Genomic DNA, 22,311 nt, shown 5'->3' on the forward strand with positions numbered 1-22,311 from the left:
AACGTTAGCCTTATAGCACGCCTTTGCTGCTTGGTAGCTCGCTACCTTCTACTTTGATCGCTTGACGTAGAGTTCGGCCAAACGCTTTAAATAGGCTCTCAATGATGTGATGATCATTATCGCCAGCCGAAGAAAGGTGCAGCGTACACGCTAGGGTGTCAGTCAAAGAGCGGAAGAAGTGCACAACCATCTCTGTTGATAGACCACCGACCTGCTCACGACTAAACTGTGCATCGAACTTGAGATAAGGGCGACCAGACAGGTCTAGTGCACATTGTGCCAAACACTCATCCATCGGCAGGCTAAAGCCAAAGCGGCCAATACCGCGCTTGTCACCCAGAGCCTCTTTCAACGCTTGACCCAGCGCAAGAGCGGTATCTTCTACCGTGTGGTGATCATCAATGTGTAGGTCACCTTCCACTTTGCACACCATTTGGAATCCGCCGTGCGTGGCAATTTGATCCAGCATGTGGTCGAAGAAGCCAAGGCCGGTAGAGATATCGTTTCCACCTTGCTGATCAAGATTAACCGCAACTTTGATGTCCGTTTCTTTCGTGGTACGAATCACTTCAGCAACGCGCGCTTTAACCGTCAGATCTTTAAGGATCTGCTTCCAGCCCATGGTTTCTGGGTTGTATTGAATACCGCGAATCGCCATATTTTCTGCAAGTTGAAGATCAGTTTGTCGATCGCCAATCACGACTGAGTTTTGGAAATCAACTTTGCCACCTTGAAGGTACTCTTTCACCATACCCAATTTAGGTTTACGGCAAGCGCAGTTCTCTTCTTCAAAGTGAGGGCAAATCAGAATGTCATCAAACTTCACACCTTGAGATTCGAAGATCTCCATCATCATAGTGTGTGGCGCATCAAAGTCTTCTTGTGGGTAGCTATCTGTCCCCAAACCATCTTGGTTCGTTACCATCACTAGACGGTAACCCGCAGCTTGCAACGACAACAGGCTCGGGATAACAAATGGCTCTAGTTTTAGTTTGTCTAGGCGGTCGACTTGAAAATCAATCGGCGGCTCAACAATCAAGGTGCCGTCACGGTCGATAAATAGGATTTTTTGTTGTTTGCTCACTCGAACTTCCTTATTACTATTCTTTTGCGCCTCACTGTTTAGCGAGAGCGATTCATTCTGTCGCTACTTATGAGTAGTAGTTTCTAATAAATCCGAGTGTTTTTTCGCACTCGTCACGGTTACCTACGCTGATACGCACACAGTTTTCGATGGGCGAATTACGCAAGATAATTCCGGTGTCCCAAGCGGCTTTGAAAAGATCATCGCCATTTGGGAATTTCACCAATAGGTAGTTACCCCAGCCTTCAAACACTTCCAAATCTGGAAACATCGATAAACCAACATGCAAGTAAGCACGGTTTGCGTTGAGGTCAAGAACTTGGAATTTCGTTCGGGCTAAGCCCGCTTCTGACAATGCTTGAATCGCAATTTCAGCTACGGGAACTGGTACCGGGTATGGCGCGATAACTTTAAGAAGTACATTGATCAACTCTTCGTTCGCAAGCGTAAATCCACAACGTAAGCCAGCAAGCGCAAACGCTTTCGACAGAGTACGCAGAATCGCTAAGTTCGGGTATTGCGCGAGCAAATCCACCGTTGACGCTTCTGGGCAAAAATCGATGTACGCTTCGTCCATCACCACGATTGCACGATCTTTTGTCATCTCAAGCAGAGACACAATATCTTCACGTTTAACGAGGTTACCCGTTGGGTTGTTTGGCGAACAGACGAAAACCAGTTTGACCTTATCTAGGTTGGCTTCAATACCGACTAGATCCAGTTGCCAATCTGACGTTAGCGGTACGGTTTTACGCTCTACACCAATGGTTTCAGCACTAATTGCATACATGCCGTAAGTCGGTGGGCAGTATAAAATCGCATCTTCCCCTGGCTCACAGAATGCACGAACTAAGAGTTCAATGCCCTCATCCGCACCACGAGAAGTTAGCGTCTGCTCTGGTTTCACACCCGCATACGCTGCGTAAGCGGAAATCAATTCTTTAGGTTGGCATTCGCAGTAACGATTAAGACGAGCAAAATCTGTTTTGTACTCATTGTTGAAAGGTGATTCGTTCGCATTGAGCCATACGTCACCCGTTCCACCAATTCGGCGAGCCGATAAATAAGGCGTTAGCTGTTGGACTTGTTTACGCGCTAGTTTTTCCATCTTATTGTCCTCTTACTTACTTGCCTTATTTACTACGCGGGTTAATTTTTCAGTACGGATAGTCACCGCACGCTTGTGCGCATCAAGACCTTCCGCCTCAGCCATGGTTACCACCGTTGGCGCAAGGTTCTTTAGACCATCAGCAGACAGTTCTTGAACCGTCATACGTTTAGAGAAATCCGCCAAACCTAAGCTTGAGTAGGTACGCGTGTAACCATAAGTAGGAAGCACGTGGTTAGTACCTGACGCGTAATCACCTGCTGATTCAGGAGACCAATCGCCTAGGAAGATTGAACCTGCGTTATCTAATAGAGGTAGAAGCTCGCGAGGGGTCTTGGTCTGAACAATCAAGTGCTCAGGGCCGTAGTAATTTGAGATTGCAACAGCTTGAGTCAGAGACTCCGCAATGATGATTAGGCTGGAAGCCAGCGCCTGCTGTGCGATATCGGCACGAGAGAGTGCTTTAAGTTGGCGTTGAACCGCATCCGTCACTTGATCTGCAATCACTGGTGAAGGCGTCACAAGTACCACTTGGGAATCAGGACCGTGCTCCGCTTGGCTCAGCAGATCCGCGGCAATGAAGTCTGGGTCGGCCGTTTCATCCGCAATCACAAGCACTTCTGATGGACCTGCAGGCATATCAATCGCTGCGCCGCGGAAATCATTACTCACCTGACGTTTTGCTTCTGTCACGTAGGCGTTACCCGGACCAAAGATCTTATCAACTTTCGATACCGTCTCTGTGCCGTAAGCCATCGCCGCCACCGCTTGACCGCCACCGACGTTATACACTTCATCGATGCCACACAGTTTCGCTACATAAAGGATCTCGTCGGCAATTGGTGGTGGAGAGCAAAGCACCACTTTTCGACAACCTGCTATGTTTGCAGGAACACCCAGCATCAAAACCGTCGATGGTAATGGTGCGCTACCGCCAGGAATGTACAAACCCACTTTTTGAATTGGGCGCGTGACCTGCTCACAAAGTACACCTGGTTGAGTTTCTACTTTGATAGGCTGTGGCTTCTGTGCTTTGTGAAACTTCGAGATATTTTCATAGGCTTGCTCAAGCGCATTCTTCATTTTTTCAGGAAGACGCGCTGAAGCTTTATCAATGTCTTGAGCCGATAAACGAATAGACTCCGGCTTAACGCGGTCAAACTTCTCAGTCAACTCTACTAATGCAGCATCACCTTCATTACGAACTTTCGCGATGATTTCAGAAACTGCGGCAGTAATATTTGCGCCCTCTGTAATTGCTGGACGCTCCAGAATCGAATCCTGCTGTGTTTCGCTCAGCGATTGCCATACAACTGTTCTCATCACGATTACTCCATCATTTTTTCAATTGGTAGTACTAGGATTGAGCTCGCACCCAATTCTTTGAGCTGTTCCATCGTTTCCCAGAACAAGTTTTCAGTACTGACCAAGTGAACCGCCACTTTTTGCTTGTCTGCAGAGAGTGGTAAAACAGTCGGGTCTTCGGCTCCTGGTAACAGTGTCTTAATTTGGTCTAATTTATCAGCGGGAGCGTGTAGCATGATGTACTTCGACTCCTTCGCTTGCTGTACGCCTTGCATACGAGTCAGTAATTTTTCGATCAGTGCCACTTTATCTGCATCGAATTCGCCAGTACGTTGAATCAGTGTCGCTTTTGATTTGAAGATAATTTCAGCTTCTTTTAAACCGTTTGCTTCAAGCGTTGCACCGGTCGACACTAAATCTGCAATCGCGTCTGCTAGGCCAGCGCGAGGAGCAACTTCCACAGAACCGGTCAACATACATGTTGAGAACGATACACCAACTTCATCCATGTAAGCTTTTAGCAATTGTGGGTAAGTCGTTGCGATACGTTTCCCTGCTAAATCTTGCGGGCCGTTGTATTCTTCATCTTTGTCGATAGCGATAGACAAACGGCAGCCACCAAAATCAAGACGACGAAGTTGCACAAACTCGCTAGGCTCGCCTAATGCTTTACGGTCCAGACGAACTTCTTCAAGTTCATTTTCACCAATGAAGCCTAGGTCAACCACACCATCCATAATTAAACCAGGGATGTCATCATCGCGTACCAAAAGCAAATCAATTGGCATATTTTCTGAATGAACGACCAATCGCTCACCCATGACATTGAATTTAACACCACATTTTTTCAATAGAGCTTGGCTCTCTTTACTAAGGCGGCCTTTTTTCTGAATGGCAATTCTTAAGCGTTGTGTTTGCATTGCTTTATCCCTGTGCAAATTCGATATTTAAAATATTTTATAAATCAGCAAACTAAAAAACCCTCGGGAGAGTTGGGTCTCCCGAGGGTTTGAAATCTGTATGTACTTTGATTTTAACCTCCGGGAGTTTCCTGCCTCCCGGGTATGCGTGCATCTCCCGAAAGACTAGGCTGGGTGATGATGGTGATGAATATTCATTGCAAAATTACGCATACTTATTTAAGGCTCGATTGAGTTGCTTCGTTAATGACCACACTAACTAAGCTTGTTAATTTTTTCAATACTGAATTCAAACTTTTCTCAAATAATTTGCTAAACCACTAATTTTACGACCATTGGAGCGACATATTAACCCAGACTCTAAACAACTGAGCGCATTTGCAACGAGAGCATGTTAAAAAAAAACAAATCCATTAATTGATTCTAGAACAACCGGTTAGCGCCCAAGCGTATGTTAACTTGATAAATTCTCAAATATGATACAGCTACTCACTTTTGAGACAACCATTTCGCAACTACGCTTTGATTAGAACCAAAAAAGTGGCTAATCATGAAACTACATAAGAGTCGAACCAAAATAATTACGCAAAACATTGATGCCAATCCATTCACCTTGATTGGAAATAGTGCCTGTATCAACGAGCTAAGTAATATATTAAGGAAGTATGCGCAGTGTGATGCAGAGGTTCTTATCCAAGGTGAGACCGGTGTGGGTAAAGGGCTGTGCGCGAGAATCATCCACCAACTATCAAGTCGACGCTCATCACCTTTTGTGGAGGTAAACTGTGGGGCGATACCCAGCGGTCTTATCGCCTCGGAGCTATTTGGGCACGAGAAAGGGGCATTTACAGGTGCCATATCAGAACATGTTGGGTATATTCAAAAGGCGCACAAGGGAACGCTATTTTTAGATGAGATTGGAGACATGCCTCCTCAACTTCAAATTCATCTTCTGCACTTTCTTGAGAATAAACTGATCCACAAAGTGGGCGCTGATAAGAATATCCATGTGGATTGCCGAGTGATAGTCGCGAGTCACGTAGACCTGAAAAATGAGGTGGTTCAAGGCCAATTTCGAGAAGACCTATTTTATAGGCTCAATATTTTACCGCTAACAATTCCACCGTTAAGAGAACGCGGCAACGACATTCTGATCTTAGCCGAGTATTTTTTGAAAGACCTATCAAAAGGACAGATCAACAACATGTCCAATGAAGTTAAAGCAAAACTACAAAAACACCGATGGCCTGGTAACGTACGCGAACTCCGTAACGTAATTCAAAGGGCAATCGTGATGTGCGAAGATAATACTCTCCTAGTCACAGACTTAGGACTAGACAGTTGCGAGCGGCAATTACTCCCCTCTGTAGAGCAAGTCGACCTCGAATATTTGCTCCATGTAATAGAGGAAAACAAACACAATATAAGTGCAGCTGCGCGGGATTTAGGGATATCCCGAACAACCTTGTATCGCTTAATCAAAAAATACAATCTCAACGTCTGATCCTTTTAAATCGAGTCTGATTGCTACTGTAATACCCATTCGTCCCGTTCGGATATTATGCATACCGACACGTTTAATGCGATACAAAAGGTGCTTTCAATGGGCTGCACGTATCACTTTCAACCTATCTTGATATTGCATAAAAAAACTCCGCCAATTGAGCGGAGTTTTTATTTTAGTTCGCTATATCAAACAATCTAAGCATTCTGACATGATGTCATTTTTGACTTAGACAGCCAGGATAAAATCACACAAACGATAACGAACGTGATCGATGCTGCAATGAAAGAAATTACGGTAGAAGCCGTCATACCAAGCGTAATAAAGCCTACACAGGCAACAAGAGCAACTGACAGAGCATAAGGTAACTGTGTCGCCACGTGATCAATGTGATTACAACGTGCACCTGTAGAAGACAGAATGGTCGTATCAGAAATTGGCGAACAATGGTCACCAAATACCGCACCAGCGAGTACCGAACTCAACATAGGTAGCATAAGTGCGATGTCAGTCGCGCCCGCCATGTCACCTGCGATAGGCAGCATGATGCCAAAGGTACCCCACGACGTACCTGTAGAGAAAGCCATTAGGCCTGACAGCAAGAACAAGATAACCGGTAGCCAATGAGGATCAATATTACCCTGTGCCATCGTTGACAAGTAAGATCCGGTATTCATATCGCTGATAACCAAGCCGATCGTCCAAGCGAAGATAAGGATGAGAATCGCGCCGAACATTGACTTAGCACCAATCCAAAGCGTACGAGTAATCTCAACCATTGGTAAGCCTTGTTTCAATACAGTAAATAGAGCGACTGCAAGACCAAGTAAACTACCGTAAATAAGAGACATACCTACATCAGTGTTCTCAAACGCACCTAACAGCGCAAATTGTTTTCCATCTGCTGCCAGCGCTTGACCACCGGTGTAAAGCATTGAAGCGATCGTCGCCACAATAAGCGTCACGATAGGAAGTACTAGGTCAGATACCTTACCTCTTTCACTTTCGTGAATATCTAGCTCTTCATTAAGATCGTGCGCTTCTTGAATATCGTTCTCTTTATCTTTATCAAAACCACGACCTTGAGACGCTGCAATTTCATGCTCACGCATTTTGCCGATATCTAGACCAAACCACGCCACTGCAAATACCATGAGCAGTGCAAATACAGCGTAAAAGTTCATTGGGATAAGACGAACGTACGCACCAAGTGCTGAGTACTCCGTTACGCCGTGCGATACTAAAATACCACCGATGATCGTGATGATATAAGCCCCCCAACTTGAAGCTGGCATGATCACACACATAGGTGCAGCCGTTGAGTCTAGGATGTACGCGAGTTTAGCGCGTGAAACATAGAAGCGGTCTGTAACTGGACGAGAGATCGCACCAACAGCGAGACTGTTAAAGTAATCGTCGACAAAAATGAATACGCCTAGAAAGGCAGCAAGAAGTTTAGAGCCACGTTTACTTTTTACTCGAGTTTGCGCCCATTCAGCGAAAGCGCGAGTACCACCAGACAGGGTCAACAACGCCGTTGTCATACCTAACAAGATTAGGAAGCCAACAATACTCATATTCCAAGTATTGATACCACCGTCCTCAATAAAAACAGAAGAAACTTGGGCACTGACGTAGCCAGCGGTAGAGCCGATAGACCAGTCGTTAAGTAGAACCGCACCAAGTACGATACCTACACCGAGAGAAACTAAAACGCGTCGAGTCAAAATTGCCAGCGTCAGTGCAACAACAGGCGGTAATAACGAAACGGGAGAATGTGCAAAATCTATTAAATTCATGATCTTCAAAAACCAAAGTTTGGCTAGAGATCTACTGCAGACAAGACACGTTGTATATGACACGTGCTCATGTTGAACTTAGCGACAGGGAAGCGAACACTTCACCCAACCCTACAGTAGCGCTCCATAGTTTAATGTAAATATACTATGGCAGTGTTGTTCCTTTCAGATACAACCCCAGCAAGCAGTTTTGATAGGCTACTTACTTCGGCAATCTTCGCCTTCCACTATTATTCATTGGCATCACCCCAATAATAGCTACTCTTCGAGACTGCACCTCTACGGCAATAACAGACAGTTAACCATCAATTACACAAATCGACAACAAATTATCTGCAATATTGCATCAGGTAACGTCCATTGTACTCATGAAGCCCTCCAATGCAACACATCAAACTAAATTTAGTGGATAAAAAGTTGTCGTAACCGTTTATAAATCAGGAACCAACAAAGGATCAATGTGCACTGCAAGCACTTCAAGGATGATAATTATGAAACTTGACTACTAACTTTCGTCTGAGTTGCTATGAAGTTAAGCCAAAAATAAAAAACCGATACCATCTAATTAGTTGCCTCCTCACCATCAAAAATATTAATGGCAATTTCAATTCAAGCGACAAATAGAGTATCTACAAACCTAAAAGCTTATCGTATCTATAACAAAAAATCGGACTTCAACCTGTATTAAGATAAGCTTTAGTCTATTTAATTTCTCATCTATAATGAAACGATTAAAATTTTCATCAAAATAATAAATTAATATTTGCACATATTGAAAAGATAAAGTTAAATATAAGAACTCTATGCTATATTTCCAGTTTGGCATTTAATTTATCATTTTGATAACGAATGTCGAACCTCTCAACCTATTAATAGGAATCGTTATGTCAGAGCTGACTAAAACACTTCTAAATATCCGTAGCCTTCGTGCCTTTTCTCGTGAGCTGACTCTAGAACAATTGGAAGAAGCTCTAGATAAACTCACTATCGTTGTCCAAGAGCGTCAAGAAGCTGAAGAAGCTGACCGCGCAGCACAAGCTGAGCAAGAAGCAAAAATGGCAGCTATCGCAGAGCAAATCGCGAAAGACGGTATCGATGTTGAAGCACTTATTAGTGCACTAGCGGGTGAGACTAAAACTAAGATGAAAGCTAAGCGTGCTCCACGCCCAGCTAAGTACAAATACACCGATACTAACGGTGAAGAGAAAACTTGGACAGGCCAAGGCCGTACGCCTTCTGCAATTCAAGAGCTGCTTGATGCCGGCAAATCTCTAGACGACTTCTTAATCTAACTCAACCTTATTTAGGGCGGGTCAAGTGAATGTTTAAAGGCTTCAAATGGAAGCCTTTTTGCTTGCTTATCACTATAAGCAGATAAAAAAATGGCGCATTCAACATGCGCCATTTTTTTTGATATATGAAGTTCTCACACTAGGAATCGAATTAACGCTCCCAGTATGCTTCTTCTAAACTATCTTCACGCTCAGGCAAACCACGAGATAGACGTGGGGAATGCTGTACTAACACTTCATAACTTGCACGATTCGCGTATTTACATACTTGAGAGAATGAAGAATAGGTTAAATACTCATTATTGTGCTTGCTTGAGTTAGGCACATTTTCTTTATGATACTTATTTGCAGCCATATCATGCAAAACTGCGGACAGTGCCGCATCACCTGCACCATTGGTATTCTTAATTTTCTCTGGACCACCCATGTAAGGCGAAATGTGTGAATAAACTTTAATTGCATTCTCACACGATTCTTTCTTCGCTGGTCGACTAAATTCGTAACGATTGAACTCTGCGATAGAACCTGGAAGAAGTGGCAGTGAAGTTTCGCGCTTTGCACTATCTTCGGTGTAGCCTGCCATGAACAAGCCAACAGGGCCAGCGGTACAAAGTACCATGTCAGCCCAATCTAACGTCTTGTCAGATGCCGCTAGAGGATCAGACTCACCCGTTAGCGCTTCAGCTTCGTCTTCATTCATCGCGACAACAGAAACATGGTCACGAATAAATGCTTGCCAGAAAATCGGATCATCTTGAATTACAAACTTAGTTCCAAGCGTTAACACCACTGGTACATCGTATTTCTTCGCGTATTCAATCGCACGCATGGTTGCTTCCGGCATTGGATCGCCTTCTTTACAACGAACGAGATACGCTGTCAGGACAAGCGCTGATGCACTTTTGAAGATTTTCTCTGGGATGTTATCTGGATGAAGTTGGTTCATTTGACCTTCGCTGATTGCGAAAGTACGTTCACCGTCTTCAGTAATCAGAGCAAAACAACGACCGATTGCTCCTTGTACCCCTTGTAGATAGTTCAGATCCATACGGCTAGAGGTGTTACATAAGTAACGGTAACCATAGCTGCCGATCTTAATGTCCTGGCTCATTACGCCTAGAAGAGTCGAACGGTCATCCGCAAGCACAGAGTAATTATGTAGTGTGTTGCCAATTGTGCCACCCGCATACTCATTAGTAATGAGGTTCTCTTCTTTTAGCTGTTGGTATAGCGCTTCCGCGGTTGCGTCATCAATAACCAACGAGTGTCCTTTACTCAAACCGTACTTTTCAATCACATCCGTTGTAACTTTAGCTTCAATATCAACCAGAGTCTGATCAATACCGATGATGTGGGTGCGCGTCATCTTCTTGCTTTCTTGTGCTTGGCTCACCAATGGATCACGAGCATGAACAGGAAAATAGTGCTTCGATTTGCGTTGTCCAGGAAATTTCATATTGTTAGTCTGAGTAAGGGGATGAAAAGGAGAACGGATTCTATACCGCTAACAATAAAGCAGCAATAAAAGCAATTATAGCAAACGTTTGCCGCCTATTTTTTCTTTCTTGAGCGCTATTCGCCTTCCATGAAACTCAGGTCAGGAAGCTGATTAAGATGCTCTGTGTAGCGCTTTAGATTAAATTCACCGTCGTTTTTCATCACGTCAAAAACTTCAATCGACATCGCACACGCCATCATCGCTATCGCGTCCTCCCGGGGCGTACCTGTCATCATTAAGCGCATTAGGGTTTCTTTTACTTTTATTGGGTTACCATCTTCTAGTTGATTTTCGATGATTTCAATCAACTCGTCTTCTTGCATAAACTGGTTTTCTTCGGTCATTTAACTTTTCCTCTTGGATTTTTGGCAACTATGCCATATATAGCACTTCTATACTCGTGAAATTGCGAATTGGTGATGCTGTAGCAGAAAAATGCAGCAAAACGAAGTGTGATTTCGATCTCGGATCTGTCACCGGTCTGTGGATTCTGTTAGAATCTGCGTCCCGTTTATTTAAGTGGTGTTTAGTAATGTCTGATAACAGCCAAAAGAAAGTCATCGTCGGAATGTCCGGCGGCGTTGATTCATCTGTTTCTGCGTATCTTCTGAAGCAACAAGGCTACCAAGTGGAAGGCCTGTTCATGAAGAACTGGGAAGAAGATGACAACGAAGAATATTGCACAGCAGCAGAAGATCTTGCCGATGCTCAAGCAGTATGTGACAAGCTGGGCATCCATCTACACACCATCAACTTTGCTGCAGAATACTGGGACAATGTATTTGAGTACTTCCTTGCTGAATACAAAGCGGGCCGTACACCAAACCCAGATATTCTTTGTAACAAAGAAATTAAATTTAAAGCATTCCTGGAGTTCGCTGATGAAGTTCTGGATGCCGACTACATCGCAATGGGTCACTACGTACGTCGTTCTTTCCCTGAGAACGGTGAAAAGCCTCAGATGCTACGTGGTCTAGACGGCAACAAAGACCAGAGCTACTTCCTGTACACACTAAGTCACGAGCAAGTTGCACGTAGCCTATTCCCTGTCGGTGATTTGGAAAAACCAGAAGTACGACGCATCGCAGAAGAGCAAGACCTGATCACAGCGAAAAAGAAAGACTCAACGGGTATTTGTTTCATCGGTGAGCGTAAGTTCACAGAGTTCCTTGGCAAATACCTTCCAGCGCAACCTGGTAATATTGAAACACCAGAAGGTGAAGTGATCGGTCAGCACCAAGGTTTGATGTACCACACGCTTGGTCAGCGTAAAGGGCTTCACATTGGTGGCCGTAAAGGCGGCGGTGGCAATGAAGACCCATGGTTCGTTGGCGAGAAGGATTTGAAACGTAACGTTTTGATTGCGGTACAAGGTAAAGATCACCCAATGCTGAAGTCAGAAGGTCTACTTGCATCACAACTTCACTGGGTAGATCGTGAGCCAATTCGCGATGTTATGAAGTGCACAGTGAAAACACGTTACCGTCAGGAAGATATTCCTTGTACAATCATCCCTATCGATGATGAGAACATTAAAGTGATCTTTGACGAGCCACAAGTTGCTGTCACTCCAGGTCAATCAGCTGTGTTCTACAAAGATGACGTGTGCCTAGGTGGCGGCATCATCGAGCAACGCATTAAATATTCTCAAGCTTAGGAGTCGCTACGTGGCGAATACACTTTATGACCGTACTATTGCTTTCGCTGGCATCTGCCAAGCAGTTGCATTGGTTCAACAAGTTGCGCGAGACGGACATTGTGATCAAGATGCCTTTGAAACGTCAATCAATGCCATATTAAATACGAGCCCGGCAAACACTGTCGGTGTATTCGGTCGTGAAGCCAACCTCAAACTAGGGCTCGAATGCTTGGTAAAAGGAATTGATAGCACGCCATCGGGAAGTGAAGTCACTCGCTATATTATCAGTCTCATGGCATTAGAGCGTAAGTTAACAGGTCGCAACGACGCCATGTCACAACTTGGCGACCGCATCCAGATGGCTCAGCGTCAAACGGAGCATTTTGACTTACTCGACGACCAGATGATCAGCAACCTAGCAAGCATTTACTTGGATGTGGTGAGCCCTATCGGCCCTCGCATTCAAGTAACTGGTACTCCATCCGTGCTGCAGCAAACCTCTAATCAGCACAAAGTCCGTGCGTTGTTGTTATCAGGTATTCGCAGTGCCGTACTTTGGCGCCAAGTGGGTGGCAAACGTCGCCACTTAATTTTCGGCCGCAAAAAGATGGTCGAGCAGGCTCAGATACTTCTTGCTCGAATGTAAGATGGTTCCGAATAAGCAGCAGCTCGCGATAATCGCGAGCTCATTTTTTTGACTAAAACAAATCTCGCGCAAACGATTGCGCAATATTCGTGACAATTGCCATAGTGTTTGGTATAAAGCTCACGAAATTTAGAAACCCAATTCAGGAGAACATCATGGAACTGTCAGCATTGACTGCTGTTTCACCAGTAGACGGCCGTTACGGAAGCAAGACCATTGCGTTACGCGAAATTTTCAGTGAATACGGTTTATTGAAGTACCGTACTATCGTTGAGATCCGCTGGCTTCAAAAGCTTGCTGCTACTGCTGAAATTGCAGAAGTGCCAGCGTTTAGCGCAGAAGCAAATCAATTCCTAGACGACCTTGCTGCAAACTTCTCTGAAGAAGACGCGCTACGCATCAAAGAGATCGAGCGTACAACAAACCACGATGTTAAAGCGGTTGAGTACTTCTTAAAAGAAAAAGTCGCTGACGTTCCTGAGCTTCACGCAGTAAACGAGTTCTTCCACTTTGCATGTACTTCTGAAGACATCAACAACACTTCACACGCTCTTATGCTGAAAGAAGCGCGTGAGACCGTGATTCTTCCAGAAATTCGCAACTTAATCGACGCGATTAAAGCACTTGCTGTTGAATACCGCGACATCCCTCTTCTATCTCGTACACACGGTCAGCCAGCGTCCCCATCAACAATGGGTAAAGAAATGGCCAATGTGGCGTACCGTATGGAGCGTCAATTCAAGCAAATAGAAAACGTTGAGATCCTAGCGAAAATCAACGGCGCAGTCGGTAACTATAACGCACACCTGTCTGCTTACCCAGAGCTAGATTGGCACAAATTCAGCGAAGATTTCATCACTGAGTCTTTGGGCGTTACTTGGAACCCTTACACAACTCAGATCGAGCCGCACGATTACATCGCTGAACTGTTCGACGCTGTTGCACGTTTCAATACTATCCTGATTGATTTCGACCGTGACGTTTGGGGTTACATTGCTCTAGGCCACTTTAAGCAAAAAACCATTGCGGGTGAGATTGGCTCTTCAACAATGCCACACAAAGTTAACCCAATCGATTTTGAAAACTCTGAAGGTAACCTAGGCCTTGCGAACGCTGTGTTCGGCCACCTAGCCCAGAAACTGCCTATCTCTCGTTGGCAGCGTGACCTAACCGACTCAACGGTTCTACGTAACCTCGGCGTTGGTGTTGGCTACGCTATCATCGCTTACACGTCTACACTTAAAGGCATCAGCAAGCTTGAAGTTAACCGCGAAGCACTTCTTGCTGAACTAGACAAGAACTGGGAAGTACTCGCTGAGCCAGTACAAACGGTTATGCGTCGTTACGGCATCGAGAAGCCTTACGAGAAGCTAAAAGAGCTAACTCGTGGTAAGCGTGTAGACGGCGAAGCAATGCGTAACTTCATCGACAGTCTTGAGCTTCCTGAGCACGAGAAAGCACGTCTGAAAAAGATGACGCCAGCGAACTACATCGGTCAAGCAATCGAGCTGACAGATAAGCTGTAAGAGAATCGTGTATCGGATAATTTTGAGGGTTGACGTGAGAGCGTCAACCCTTTCTTTTTTTGAGCTGGAAGCGGGAACGGGCTTCGCCCTATGGAATGTTTCGCTACGAGATAAGGGATAAGGGATAAGGGATAAGGGTCGACTATATCCTTCTAGGATGGCAAGTCCTGTCGACACATTCTAAATTCAACTTCCCTTCACTAAACTTCTAGCGCCCCCATTTCGATCCCTAAAGCGAAGCGTGGACGATTCCCGACTCTTTTATTGCCTCTGAAAGAAAAGCGTAATCGTCCCTACCTCGACACCAAACTTCTTAATCTTGGTGAGGTTAAACACGTGCATGTCATCTTGGCGGTAAAGCCAGTCATCGAACGATACTGTGATGGTTGAATCATCCATCTTTAACTCGAAATCGTATTGCCATTGCAACGCATTACCCATCTCTTTACCCGTAGCAACGCCAATAATGTCATCCGCTTTGCCTTGATAAGTACCGTCTTCGAGTTGAGTAATTACCCATGTACGCTGGTCGTGCTCTCCATCATCAAAGACAAAGTCTTCCACCAGCGTTAGTTCATTGCCTTCAACCGTCCCAACGATGTCGACTTCAAATCGACGAGTTTGTTTCTCGGTGTAGTCCTGCACCATCCCCCATGCCTTGACGTCACCTTCGAAATAACCAAACAGGTCAAAGGCTGGCGATGCAGCTTGATAGTTATCAATGTCAGCAGAGCATGCGCTAAGTAGCGTAACCGCAGCAATCACTGGAGCTTTGAGCATACGTTTTAATAATTTCACTATCTTACCTGCCCTATCAGTTGTTTACGAAGTTTAGGAAACTCTGTTTTCGGTGATAACCAAATGGAAAGAAACGCATCATTAAGTCGCTCATCCTTCACATATCCGACGGTTTGATAAGGCTTGCTCCCCGCTTTTCGATAAATAAGTTGTCCATTTTTACCATCAGTAAGGTAGGTGAGCTCATCCCCCTTCTTAATGTTGGGGAACATAATGTTCAGCTCAGAAATCCACTGTTGGCGGTAAGACTCCGTAAAGCCTAGCTTTTGCCACTGCTCATCAGTCACATCGAGCAGTTGCTCTTTACTAATATCACGCTGATAGTTAATCTCTAGAGCAAAGGGATGGGGGGAAACGTCACTAGACACCAAGTACTGTCCATCGGGCGCTTTAAGGCGAGACTTGTAGATATCAAAAACAAACCAAGTGAGTTGAGCTTCGCCGACCGTTTGCCATTGTTGCCAGTTGCTTGTGGTCATTGTCTCACTTGAACCCACCACATTTTGAGCTTGCAAAGGCACCGCACAGAACAAGGACGCGGCCATTACACTACTGGTCAGCTTTTGTTTCCAATTTTTTTTCAAGCTTTTCATTTCCGTACACCTTGAGTATCAAAAGCATCATTGCACACCATTCGACGAACAAGATCGTGAGGGTGACACCAACGCTAAATCCAAATTCAACGGCTTGGAGTTTGTAGCCAGCAAAGTAGCTCGCTGTTCCTCCGATACCGCCTACTATTGATACGTAGGTTTTGGGGAAACGGTACAAGATTGACTTGAGTTGGTAGGCATACCAAGAAAATAAAACCCACAAGCAAACAAGCCATATCGGCAACCAAGTGGTTGGGAATATAAAGACGGAAAATTGCTGATTGAGGGTATCTAGCACCAAACCAATGGATACAATGAAAGTGATATTTTTGAGCGCAGAAGGATCCACTCTCCAGCAATATACAAGGGTAAGTAACGTGAGAACTAAGGTCAGCCACTGCCATTGATAGGTTCCAAGCACAGCTGCGAACCAGCAGAGTTGGAACCATGTCGATGCAAGAAACACTCTCATAACGAACTACGGACGCTGAAACGTCATGTGTACGGCACTGATCGTGCGAGCTAAGAAGCCACCCTCACAGTAGCTCAAGTAGTAACGCCACATGCGCACAAAGCGATCATCGTAACCGAACGAGCGCACCTCACTCTCAGCTTGATTAAAACGATGATGCCACTCATTAAGCGTTTTAGCGTAATCAAGCCCGATATCAAAAAGATCTCGCGTGACCAAGTCACTGTACTTCGTCGTTGCTTGAGTCAGCGATGTAACTGAAGGTAAGAAACCTCCCGGGAAAATATACTTCTGAATAAAGTCGACATTGTTGCTGTAATACTCGTAACGCTGATCCGCAATGGTAATCGCTTGAATCGCCATCAAACCACCGGACTTCAACAAAGACTCACACACCTTAATGTACGAAGGCAGGAATTGTTTGCCCACCGCTTCTATCATCTCAATAGAAACCAGCTTGTCATAGGTTCCCGTTAAATTGCGATAGTCCTCTTTAAGCAAAGTGACTTTATCTTCTAAGCCACGCTCTCTGATCTTCTGTTCAGCGTAAGCGTGCTGCTCTTCTGATATCGTGGTCGTAGTAACATGACAACCGTACTGCTCGGCCATATAAATTGCCATAGCACCCCAGCCGGTGCCAATCTCGATAACGTGATCGCTAGGTTTGAGTTCGAGTTGCTGACACAGACGATCCATTTTGTTAACTTGTGCCTGTTCTAAAGAATCATTCTCTTGGTTATACAGCGCTGATGAATACAACATGTTGGTATCAAGAAATGCTTCATAAAGATTATTTCCTAAATCATAATGGGCATGGATATTCTTACGCGAATTCTCTTGAGAGTTACGATTTCCCCAGTGACTGAACTTATACAATAGCCTCGTCAGCCAACTGCCCTGCTCTTCAAGTTTGTCTAACGCACGTAGATTCAGCGCCATTAACTTCATAAGTGCTGTCAAATCTGGGCTATCCCACCAGCCATCCATGTAAGCTTCACCTGCTGCGATGCTGCCGCCTTGCAAAATACGTGAATAAAAGCCTGGATGCTTCACCTCAATCGTCGCAACGACTGGCTTACCTTTATCATCAACATTTGAAGTGGCAAATCGCTCACTGCGCTCGGTGGTTTCTGTCTTGAAGCTTTCAATTACGGTTAAGCAGCCGATTTCCATTTTCTGTAGACACTGAAAAAGAACTCCACGCGCCGCTTTCTGGGTCGTCGACAATTCACGAGGCATTGCCATTGAAGTAGTGTTTAACATGCTGAGTTCTCCTTGTGTTTATTATTTTTTTTTGTGTTCACTCACGTGCTCAGGTTCGTATTTTTTAGGTTGAGCGTATTTAGGGTGTGAGTAAAACGGCGCACCTTTAATCCAAAGTTTTAGAGCGTGCCAATAAATACCAACCATGACTTTTACCGTTTGGCTCGGTGTGACGATCAAGCATTTAAGTAAGCTTTTGCTGGAAAGCGGCTTGGCTTTCATTGCCATCGTCGCATCGAAATGCTTTTCACCTTTGTGACACTCCAGATGAATATTAAGTTTGTCGGTCAAGGGCTTGATCTTCCAATGGTAGCGCTGGTCAATTGGATTAAATGGCGACACATGAAAAGCTTTATCTTGTTTCCAACCATACTGTTCGTCATTTTCATCCGCCGCGACTGCGTAATAATGGCATTCATTCCAAGGTGTATTACTCACCTCGGCTAATAGATATTGCCATTCGCCTTGCTCATCATAAACGTAGTAGAAATTCACCGGGCTGAAATAGAGCCCGAAATAACGCAAGTGGCAAACGGCCACAACTTTGCCAGAGCAACGGATGCCAGTCAGTTCTTCTACCTTGTTTTGTACCGCTGCTTTAATACTACCTTCACCAATGTAATCACTACGCTTGAAACGCGCCCAGTGCCACCAACGGGAACCAAAACCCCAAACCTTTTTTTCTAAGTCTTCCAGCTCATCAACATCAATCGCTGGCATAAATAGAGAATAGTTCAGCTCATGGTTGACAGGTACAAATCGGCGATGACGAACATTGCCAATAAACAGCCTACTGTTCATCTCGCTATCCATATCACGCCGCACCTTTCTCAAATGGAATCATGTTTTGATCACGATATTTTGCTTCTATACTCTCTACAGCATCAATTGCACTACGCACGCCGTCTTCATGAAATCCGTTGTACCAATAAGCGCCACAAAACCAAGTGTTCTTAACGCCTTGCACTTCGTTTTTTCGTTGTTGGGCCGCAATCGACTCTGTAGTAAACACTGGATGATGGTAAGTGAATGCCCGCAAAACCTTGTTTGGATCTATCTGTTCAGTGCTATTCAAGGTGACACAAAAAGTATGCTCAGATTTAACGTGTTGCAGAATATTCATGTTATAGGTCAAAGAAGGTAATCGCTGCTGCTCGTCCTCACTACCATCTAGCAAATAGTTCCATGACGCCCATGCAGCACGATGTTTTGGCAACAAATTAGTGTCGGTATGTAAAACCACTTCGTTCGCTTGGTACGTCATATCCCCCAAAATGTCTTGTTCTGCTGAAGAAATGTCATCAAGTATTCGCATTGCTTGGTCACTGTGACAAGCGAAGATAACATCATCAAACCAATGCATTTCACCATGAACCTGAACACCGACGCCGTTTTCACTGCGAACGACTTTATCAACAGGGCTATTCAGATGAATGCTATCGGCAAAACCCGCTGTTAATGGTGATATGTAAGATCGTGAACCACCTTTGATCACATACCACTGTGGGCGGTTAGTGATATCTAACAAACCGTGGTTTAGGAAGAAACGTAAGAAGAACATGAGCGGAAACGCTCGCATATCGGCCAACGTTGAAGACCAAATTGCTGCGCCCATCGGCAGAATGTAGTTATCGGTAAAGAACGCACTAAAGTTGTGCTCGTCAAGAAACTCTCCAAGTGTTTGTAAATTTGTTGATTGCTCGTACGCGAAGCTTTTCGCCAATTTGTTGAAGCGGAGGATCTCGAATATAAATCGATAAAATTTGGGGTTCAGCCAGTTACGCTTTTGCGCAAATAAAGTTGATAGAGTGTGACCGTTATATTCCAGACCATTACCATTATTTCTGACGCTGAAGCTCATTTGGGTTGGAATACCTTCAACACCGAGTTCGTTCATCATCTTGATGAAGTTTGGATAAGTGCGGTCGTTATAAACGATAAAACCCGTATCAATGGCGTAATCTCTATCATCCAGGCTGACATCGACGGTCGCGGTATGTCCACCGATGTAATCGGTGCATTCAAACAACGTAACGTCATGCTCTTTGTGCAAGTAATAGCCGCAAGTGAGACCAGAGATCCCAGTCCCAATGATGGCGATTTTCTTTCTTCCTACAGTGTTCATGCCTCTTCCTTCTTATGATACGAGTTTTGCTGTGAGCCTAGCTTGCCAGCTATAGGGAAACAACGAGATAAAGCGCAAAATGCCGGTGAATCTCGCTGGAAAATAAATATGACTTTTGCCCGCATCCAGTTGTTTTCGGATAGCGTCAGACGCCCGATTAACCGAAACGATCATAGGCATATCAAACGTATTTTTATCAGTAAGAGGGGTCTCGACGAAGCCGGGAAACACAGTGACAACTTTGATACCTTTCGGCTTCAAATCAACGGCTAGAGTACGCGCGAAATAACTGACAGCCGCTTTTGATGCACCATAGGCTTCTGCTCTTGGTAATGCGACTTCAGAGGCAATGGAGCCCACCATAACGACACGGTGCCCTCGTTCGAACTGCGACTGGCACGCCTCAACACAGTTGGCAACACCTACGACATTAACGCTCATGATACGCGCCATGAGTTTCGCATCTACGACACCGTCGTTCATATACTCACAATCACCTGCGTTGAATATCCAAGTATCTGGAGTAAACGGCAGTGAGCGAAAAGCTAGTTGAGTTTGTTCATAGTCCGTCACATCGAACTTCAGAGTAGCAATGTTTTGAGATGTAGCTTCGAGCTCTGATAGAACTGATTGATTTCTACCGCAAGCAATGACCTGCCACCCAGTCTGGGCATAATCGATAGCAAGTTGCTTGCCAATGCCTGATGTCGCTCCAGTAATCAGTACTGTTCTCGTCATTGCCCCAACCTCTGTTTAATTGTTTTAATTACCGCTCCAAGTAACGGTAAATTTTCATACAACATCTCACCCAAGTCGAAATAATCTCGGTGGTAAATAACCCGCCCTTCACAGAATTTAAGGTGTGAGACGCCATTCACCGAAATAGGCGCACCTTTTTGAAGTTTTGGGTGTTGTAAGTCCATCGTCCATGTGAGGAAACCCGTTTCCCCGACTTGTTGGTGGTCGTGAACAACAAAATCACAACGAATGACATTGGAATACAAAGATTGGAAGTAATCAGATAACGCAGGCCAACCTTCTAATCGATGAGCGGCGTCTTCAAAAACCACGTCCTGGTGGTAAACCCCTTCAAGCAAATACAAATTTGCTTTGCTCAATTTCTGATAAATGTTGCCAACTGACTGAATATCCATTTCATGACTCCCTTTCATCTCAACAGCTGTACAAAATATAATATGTACAAGGTGGTTGATTAACGCAAAGTTGTACGCTGTTAAATGTCTTGTCGATCAAAAGACAAAAAAAAAGCTTGGTTAAAAACCAAGCCTTTTCAGAAGATTAATAATTAGTACTGTTGGCTGCGTAACGCTGTGATACGTTTATCAAGCGGTGGGTGGCTCATTAGTAATTCAGTAAGAGATTGCTTACCATTAATACCAAACGCCATCATAGAGCCATCTAGCTTCGACTCTTGACTCATTTTCAAACGCTCTAGAGCCGCGATCATTTTCTCTTTACCAACGAGGCTCGCTGCGCCTGCATCTGCGTGAAATTCACGATGACGGCTGTACCACATGGTAATAAAGCTTGCCAAGAAGCCGAATACCAACTCAAGCACCATAGACACACCAAAGTACACCATCATGTTTGTACCTTGACCTTCTTCATCATCATTTGATGCAACAATGTTTGCGATAAAGCGAGATAAAAAGATCACGAAGGTGTTCACAACACCTTGCATCAGAGTCATGGTTACCATATCACCATTCGCAATATGGCTGACCTCATGCGCCAGTACCGCTTCTGCTTCATCACGAGTCATGTTATGTAGAAGACCGGTAGACACTGCAACTAAAGAATCATCACGTTTTGCGCCCGTTGCGAATGCGTTAATGTCTGGCGAATCGTAGATTGCAACAGTTGGCATACCAATACCCGCTTGCTGTGACTGACGGCCAACCGTTTCCAGTAACCAATGCTCCGTCTCATTTCGTGGGCTTTCGATAACCATTCCACCGACGGAACGTAGCGCCATGCCCTTAGACATCATCAATGAAATTAGTGCGCCACCAAAACCAAATACAGCGGCCATGATAAGTAGACCAGACAAGCTGCCCGGCTGCATTCCAGTTACAGCGTAAACAATATTCAGAACAACACTAAGTACTAGCACGACCGCTAGGTTAGTTGCTAGGAATAACATAATTCGCTTCATTACTTTTCTCCAAGGAAGCTTATAGTCGTAAAAGCCAAATCCACTGGGTTTGAGCTTCGTTGCGTTATAGATATAGTCTATCCGCGATAAAAACAAGGTTAAGCAATAAATTGCAACATTTGTTTTCTAGAATGAACTAATCATAAAATTTAATCAGCCTAAAAACAGCGCCTTAACCAAAGTTTAGACTTTAGTCTTATTGTACGTTAGCTCTATCGTGCTAGATTCAGGATAGATGAACGAAACGGAGCCTGCTTTACTGACATTCACGCAGCTCTACACTTCCATGTCTTGAGGGAAAAATCATGGTAGAAACTAACAACTATCAAATGGCTATTGATTTATTGTGCTGTCATCTGGGTATCTCAGAAGATGAGGCTAAACAACAACTTGGCATTTCAACCGATGTGCAAATGACAAATCGTGTTGCGGAAACTCAACAAGCATTAATGGGCCTTAGCCAAGAAAAATAGCCACGTTTTTAGACACAAAGTTTTACATGAAAAAAGGGCTGCATAGTGCAGCCCTTTTGGTTTCGCTTTCTGATTTGGATGAATCGAGTC

21 protein-coding genes, 1 pseudogene, 1 riboswitch and 1 other annotated feature are annotated in these 22,311 nt (G+C 44.6%); of the genes and pseudogenes, 6 read left to right on the forward strand and 16 right to left on the reverse strand.

What is annotated here, in order from left to right; all coding sequences use genetic code 11:
• Positions 1–10 precede the first annotated feature (10 nt).
• From hisB to hisG, 4 genes are all read right to left on the reverse strand, one after another.
• On the reverse strand, positions 11–1,084 hold the full coding sequence (gene hisB / locus AK966_RS00870; RefSeq protein ID WP_099080558.1) for a bifunctional histidinol-phosphatase/imidazoleglycerol-phosphate dehydratase HisB: 1,074 nt from the start codon (positions 1,082–1,084) through the stop codon (positions 11–13).
• Between the two features lie 67 nt (positions 1,085–1,151).
• A complete protein-coding gene (gene hisC, locus AK966_RS00875) occupies positions 1,152–2,192 on the reverse strand; it encodes a histidinol-phosphate transaminase (protein WP_099080557.1) in 1,041 nt (346 codons plus the stop codon).
• 12 nt (positions 2,193–2,204) lie between these two features.
• On the reverse strand, positions 2,205–3,515 hold the full coding sequence (gene hisD / locus AK966_RS00880; protein WP_119463362.1) for a histidinol dehydrogenase: 1,311 nt from the start codon (positions 3,513–3,515) through the stop codon (positions 2,205–2,207).
• Between the two features lie 5 nt (positions 3,516–3,520).
• Complete coding sequence (gene hisG / locus AK966_RS00885) at positions 3,521–4,417, reverse strand: ATP phosphoribosyltransferase (RefSeq protein ID WP_099080555.1); 897 nt, start codon at positions 4,415–4,417, stop codon at positions 3,521–3,523.
• 51 nt (positions 4,418–4,468) lie between these two features.
• Positions 4,469–4,607, reverse strand: a sequence feature (His leader region).
• A 360-nt stretch (positions 4,608–4,967) separates the two neighbouring features.
• Here hisG and AK966_RS00890 point away from each other — a divergent pair.
• Positions 4,968–5,921: a sigma-54-dependent Fis family transcriptional regulator gene (locus tag AK966_RS00890; protein WP_119463363.1), complete on the forward strand. Its 954-nt coding sequence runs from the start codon at positions 4,968–4,970 to the stop codon at positions 5,919–5,921.
• 197 nt (positions 5,922–6,118) lie between these two features.
• On the opposite strand, the gene tet(35) is transcribed toward AK966_RS00890, so the two are convergent.
• On the reverse strand, positions 6,119–7,720 hold the full coding sequence (gene tet(35), locus AK966_RS00895; protein WP_099080553.1) for a tetracycline efflux Na+/H+ antiporter family transporter Tet(35): 1,602 nt from the start codon (positions 7,718–7,720) through the stop codon (positions 6,119–6,121).
• A 109-nt stretch (positions 7,721–7,829) separates the two neighbouring features.
• A riboswitch (Lysine riboswitch) is annotated at positions 7,830–8,010 on the reverse strand.
• Positions 8,011–8,604: 594 nt separating this feature from the next.
• On the opposite strand from tet(35), the gene AK966_RS00905 reads away from it, so the two are divergent.
• Positions 8,605–9,012: an H-NS family nucleoid-associated regulatory protein gene (locus tag AK966_RS00905; RefSeq protein ID WP_099080551.1), complete on the forward strand. Its 408-nt coding sequence runs from the start codon at positions 8,605–8,607 to the stop codon at positions 9,010–9,012.
• Positions 9,013–9,163: 151 nt separating this feature from the next.
• On the opposite strand, the gene AK966_RS00910 is transcribed toward AK966_RS00905, so the two are convergent.
• Both AK966_RS00910 and AK966_RS00915 read right to left on the reverse strand, forming a co-directional pair.
• The gene (locus tag AK966_RS00910) at positions 9,164–10,468 is read right to left on the reverse strand and encodes an inosine/guanosine kinase (protein ID WP_119463365.1); all 1,305 of its coding nucleotides are present in this window, start codon (positions 10,466–10,468) and stop codon (positions 9,164–9,166) included.
• A gap of 116 nt (positions 10,469–10,584) precedes the next feature.
• Entirely contained in the window at positions 10,585–10,854 is a 270-nt protein-coding gene (locus tag AK966_RS00915; protein WP_119463366.1) for a hypothetical protein, read from the reverse strand.
• 188 nt (positions 10,855–11,042) lie between these two features.
• Here AK966_RS00915 and mnmA point away from each other — a divergent pair, with 188 nt between their 5' ends.
• From mnmA to purB, 3 genes are all read left to right on the forward strand, one after another.
• Positions 11,043–12,167 (forward strand): tRNA 2-thiouridine(34) synthase MnmA, encoded by a 1,125-nt coding sequence (gene mnmA / locus AK966_RS00920; protein WP_099080548.1) that lies wholly within the window; start codon positions 11,043–11,045, stop codon positions 12,165–12,167.
• A 10-nt stretch (positions 12,168–12,177) separates the two neighbouring features.
• Positions 12,178–12,795 carry a high frequency lysogenization protein HflD gene (gene hflD, locus AK966_RS00925; protein WP_099080547.1) on the forward strand — a complete coding sequence of 206 codons (618 nt, stop codon included), beginning with the start codon at positions 12,178–12,180 and terminating at the stop codon, positions 12,793–12,795.
• A gap of 155 nt (positions 12,796–12,950) precedes the next feature.
• On the forward strand, positions 12,951–14,321 hold the full coding sequence (gene purB, locus AK966_RS00930) for an adenylosuccinate lyase (protein WP_119463367.1): 1,371 nt from the start codon (positions 12,951–12,953) through the stop codon (positions 14,319–14,321).
• Between the two features lie 261 nt (positions 14,322–14,582).
• Here the strand turns inward: purB and AK966_RS00935 are convergent, their stop codons facing one another.
• The 9 genes and pseudogenes from AK966_RS00935 to htpX all read right to left on the reverse strand — a co-directional run bounded on the left by AK966_RS00935 (position 14,583) and on the right by htpX (position 21,748).
• On the reverse strand, positions 14,583–15,101 hold the full coding sequence (locus tag AK966_RS00935; protein WP_119463548.1) for a DUF3833 domain-containing protein: 519 nt from the start codon (positions 15,099–15,101) through the stop codon (positions 14,583–14,585).
• Positions 15,102–15,118: 17 nt separating this feature from the next.
• Positions 15,119–15,712: a chalcone isomerase family protein gene (locus AK966_RS00940; protein ID WP_182852548.1), complete on the reverse strand. Its 594-nt coding sequence runs from the start codon at positions 15,710–15,712 to the stop codon at positions 15,119–15,121.
• Positions 15,669–16,184, reverse strand: coding sequence for a DUF2878 domain-containing protein (locus AK966_RS00945; RefSeq protein ID WP_099080545.1), 516 nt, complete (start codon positions 16,182–16,184; stop codon positions 15,669–15,671). The genes AK966_RS00940 and AK966_RS00945 overlap by 44 nt, the downstream gene beginning before the upstream one ends.
• A gap of 6 nt (positions 16,185–16,190) precedes the next feature.
• Positions 16,191–17,447 carry a cyclopropane-fatty-acyl-phospholipid synthase family protein gene (locus tag AK966_RS00950; protein ID WP_099080544.1) on the reverse strand — a complete coding sequence of 419 codons (1,257 nt, stop codon included), beginning with the start codon at positions 17,445–17,447 and terminating at the stop codon, positions 16,191–16,193.
• Positions 17,441–18,260, reverse strand: a pseudogene (locus AK966_RS00955) (DUF1365 domain-containing protein). Before AK966_RS00955 ends, AK966_RS00950 begins: the two are co-directional and overlap by 7 nt.
• Position 18,261: 1 nt before the next feature.
• Positions 18,262–19,572: an NAD(P)/FAD-dependent oxidoreductase gene (locus AK966_RS00960; protein WP_119463368.1), complete on the reverse strand. Its 1,311-nt coding sequence runs from the start codon at positions 19,570–19,572 to the stop codon at positions 18,262–18,264.
• Between the two features lie 12 nt (positions 19,573–19,584).
• Complete coding sequence (locus AK966_RS00965; protein ID WP_099080541.1) at positions 19,585–20,310, reverse strand: SDR family oxidoreductase; 726 nt, start codon at positions 20,308–20,310, stop codon at positions 19,585–19,587.
• The gene (locus AK966_RS00970; RefSeq protein ID WP_099080540.1) at positions 20,307–20,726 is read right to left on the reverse strand and encodes a nuclear transport factor 2 family protein; all 420 of its coding nucleotides are present in this window, start codon (positions 20,724–20,726) and stop codon (positions 20,307–20,309) included. The genes AK966_RS00965 and AK966_RS00970 overlap by 4 nt, the downstream gene beginning before the upstream one ends.
• Before the next feature lie 152 nt (positions 20,727–20,878).
• On the reverse strand, positions 20,879–21,748 hold the full coding sequence (gene htpX / locus AK966_RS00975) for a protease HtpX (protein ID WP_099080539.1): 870 nt from the start codon (positions 21,746–21,748) through the stop codon (positions 20,879–20,881).
• A gap of 305 nt (positions 21,749–22,053) precedes the next feature.
• Between htpX and AK966_RS00980 the strand changes: the two genes are divergently transcribed.
• Entirely contained in the window at positions 22,054–22,221 is a 168-nt protein-coding gene (locus tag AK966_RS00980) for a hypothetical protein (protein WP_119463369.1), read from the forward strand.
• Positions 22,222–22,311 lie beyond the last annotated feature (90 nt).

Origin of the sequence: Vibrio sp. PID23_8 (assembly GCF_003584965.1) — a bacterium.
GTDB lineage: Bacteria > Pseudomonadota > Gammaproteobacteria > Enterobacterales > Vibrionaceae > Vibrio.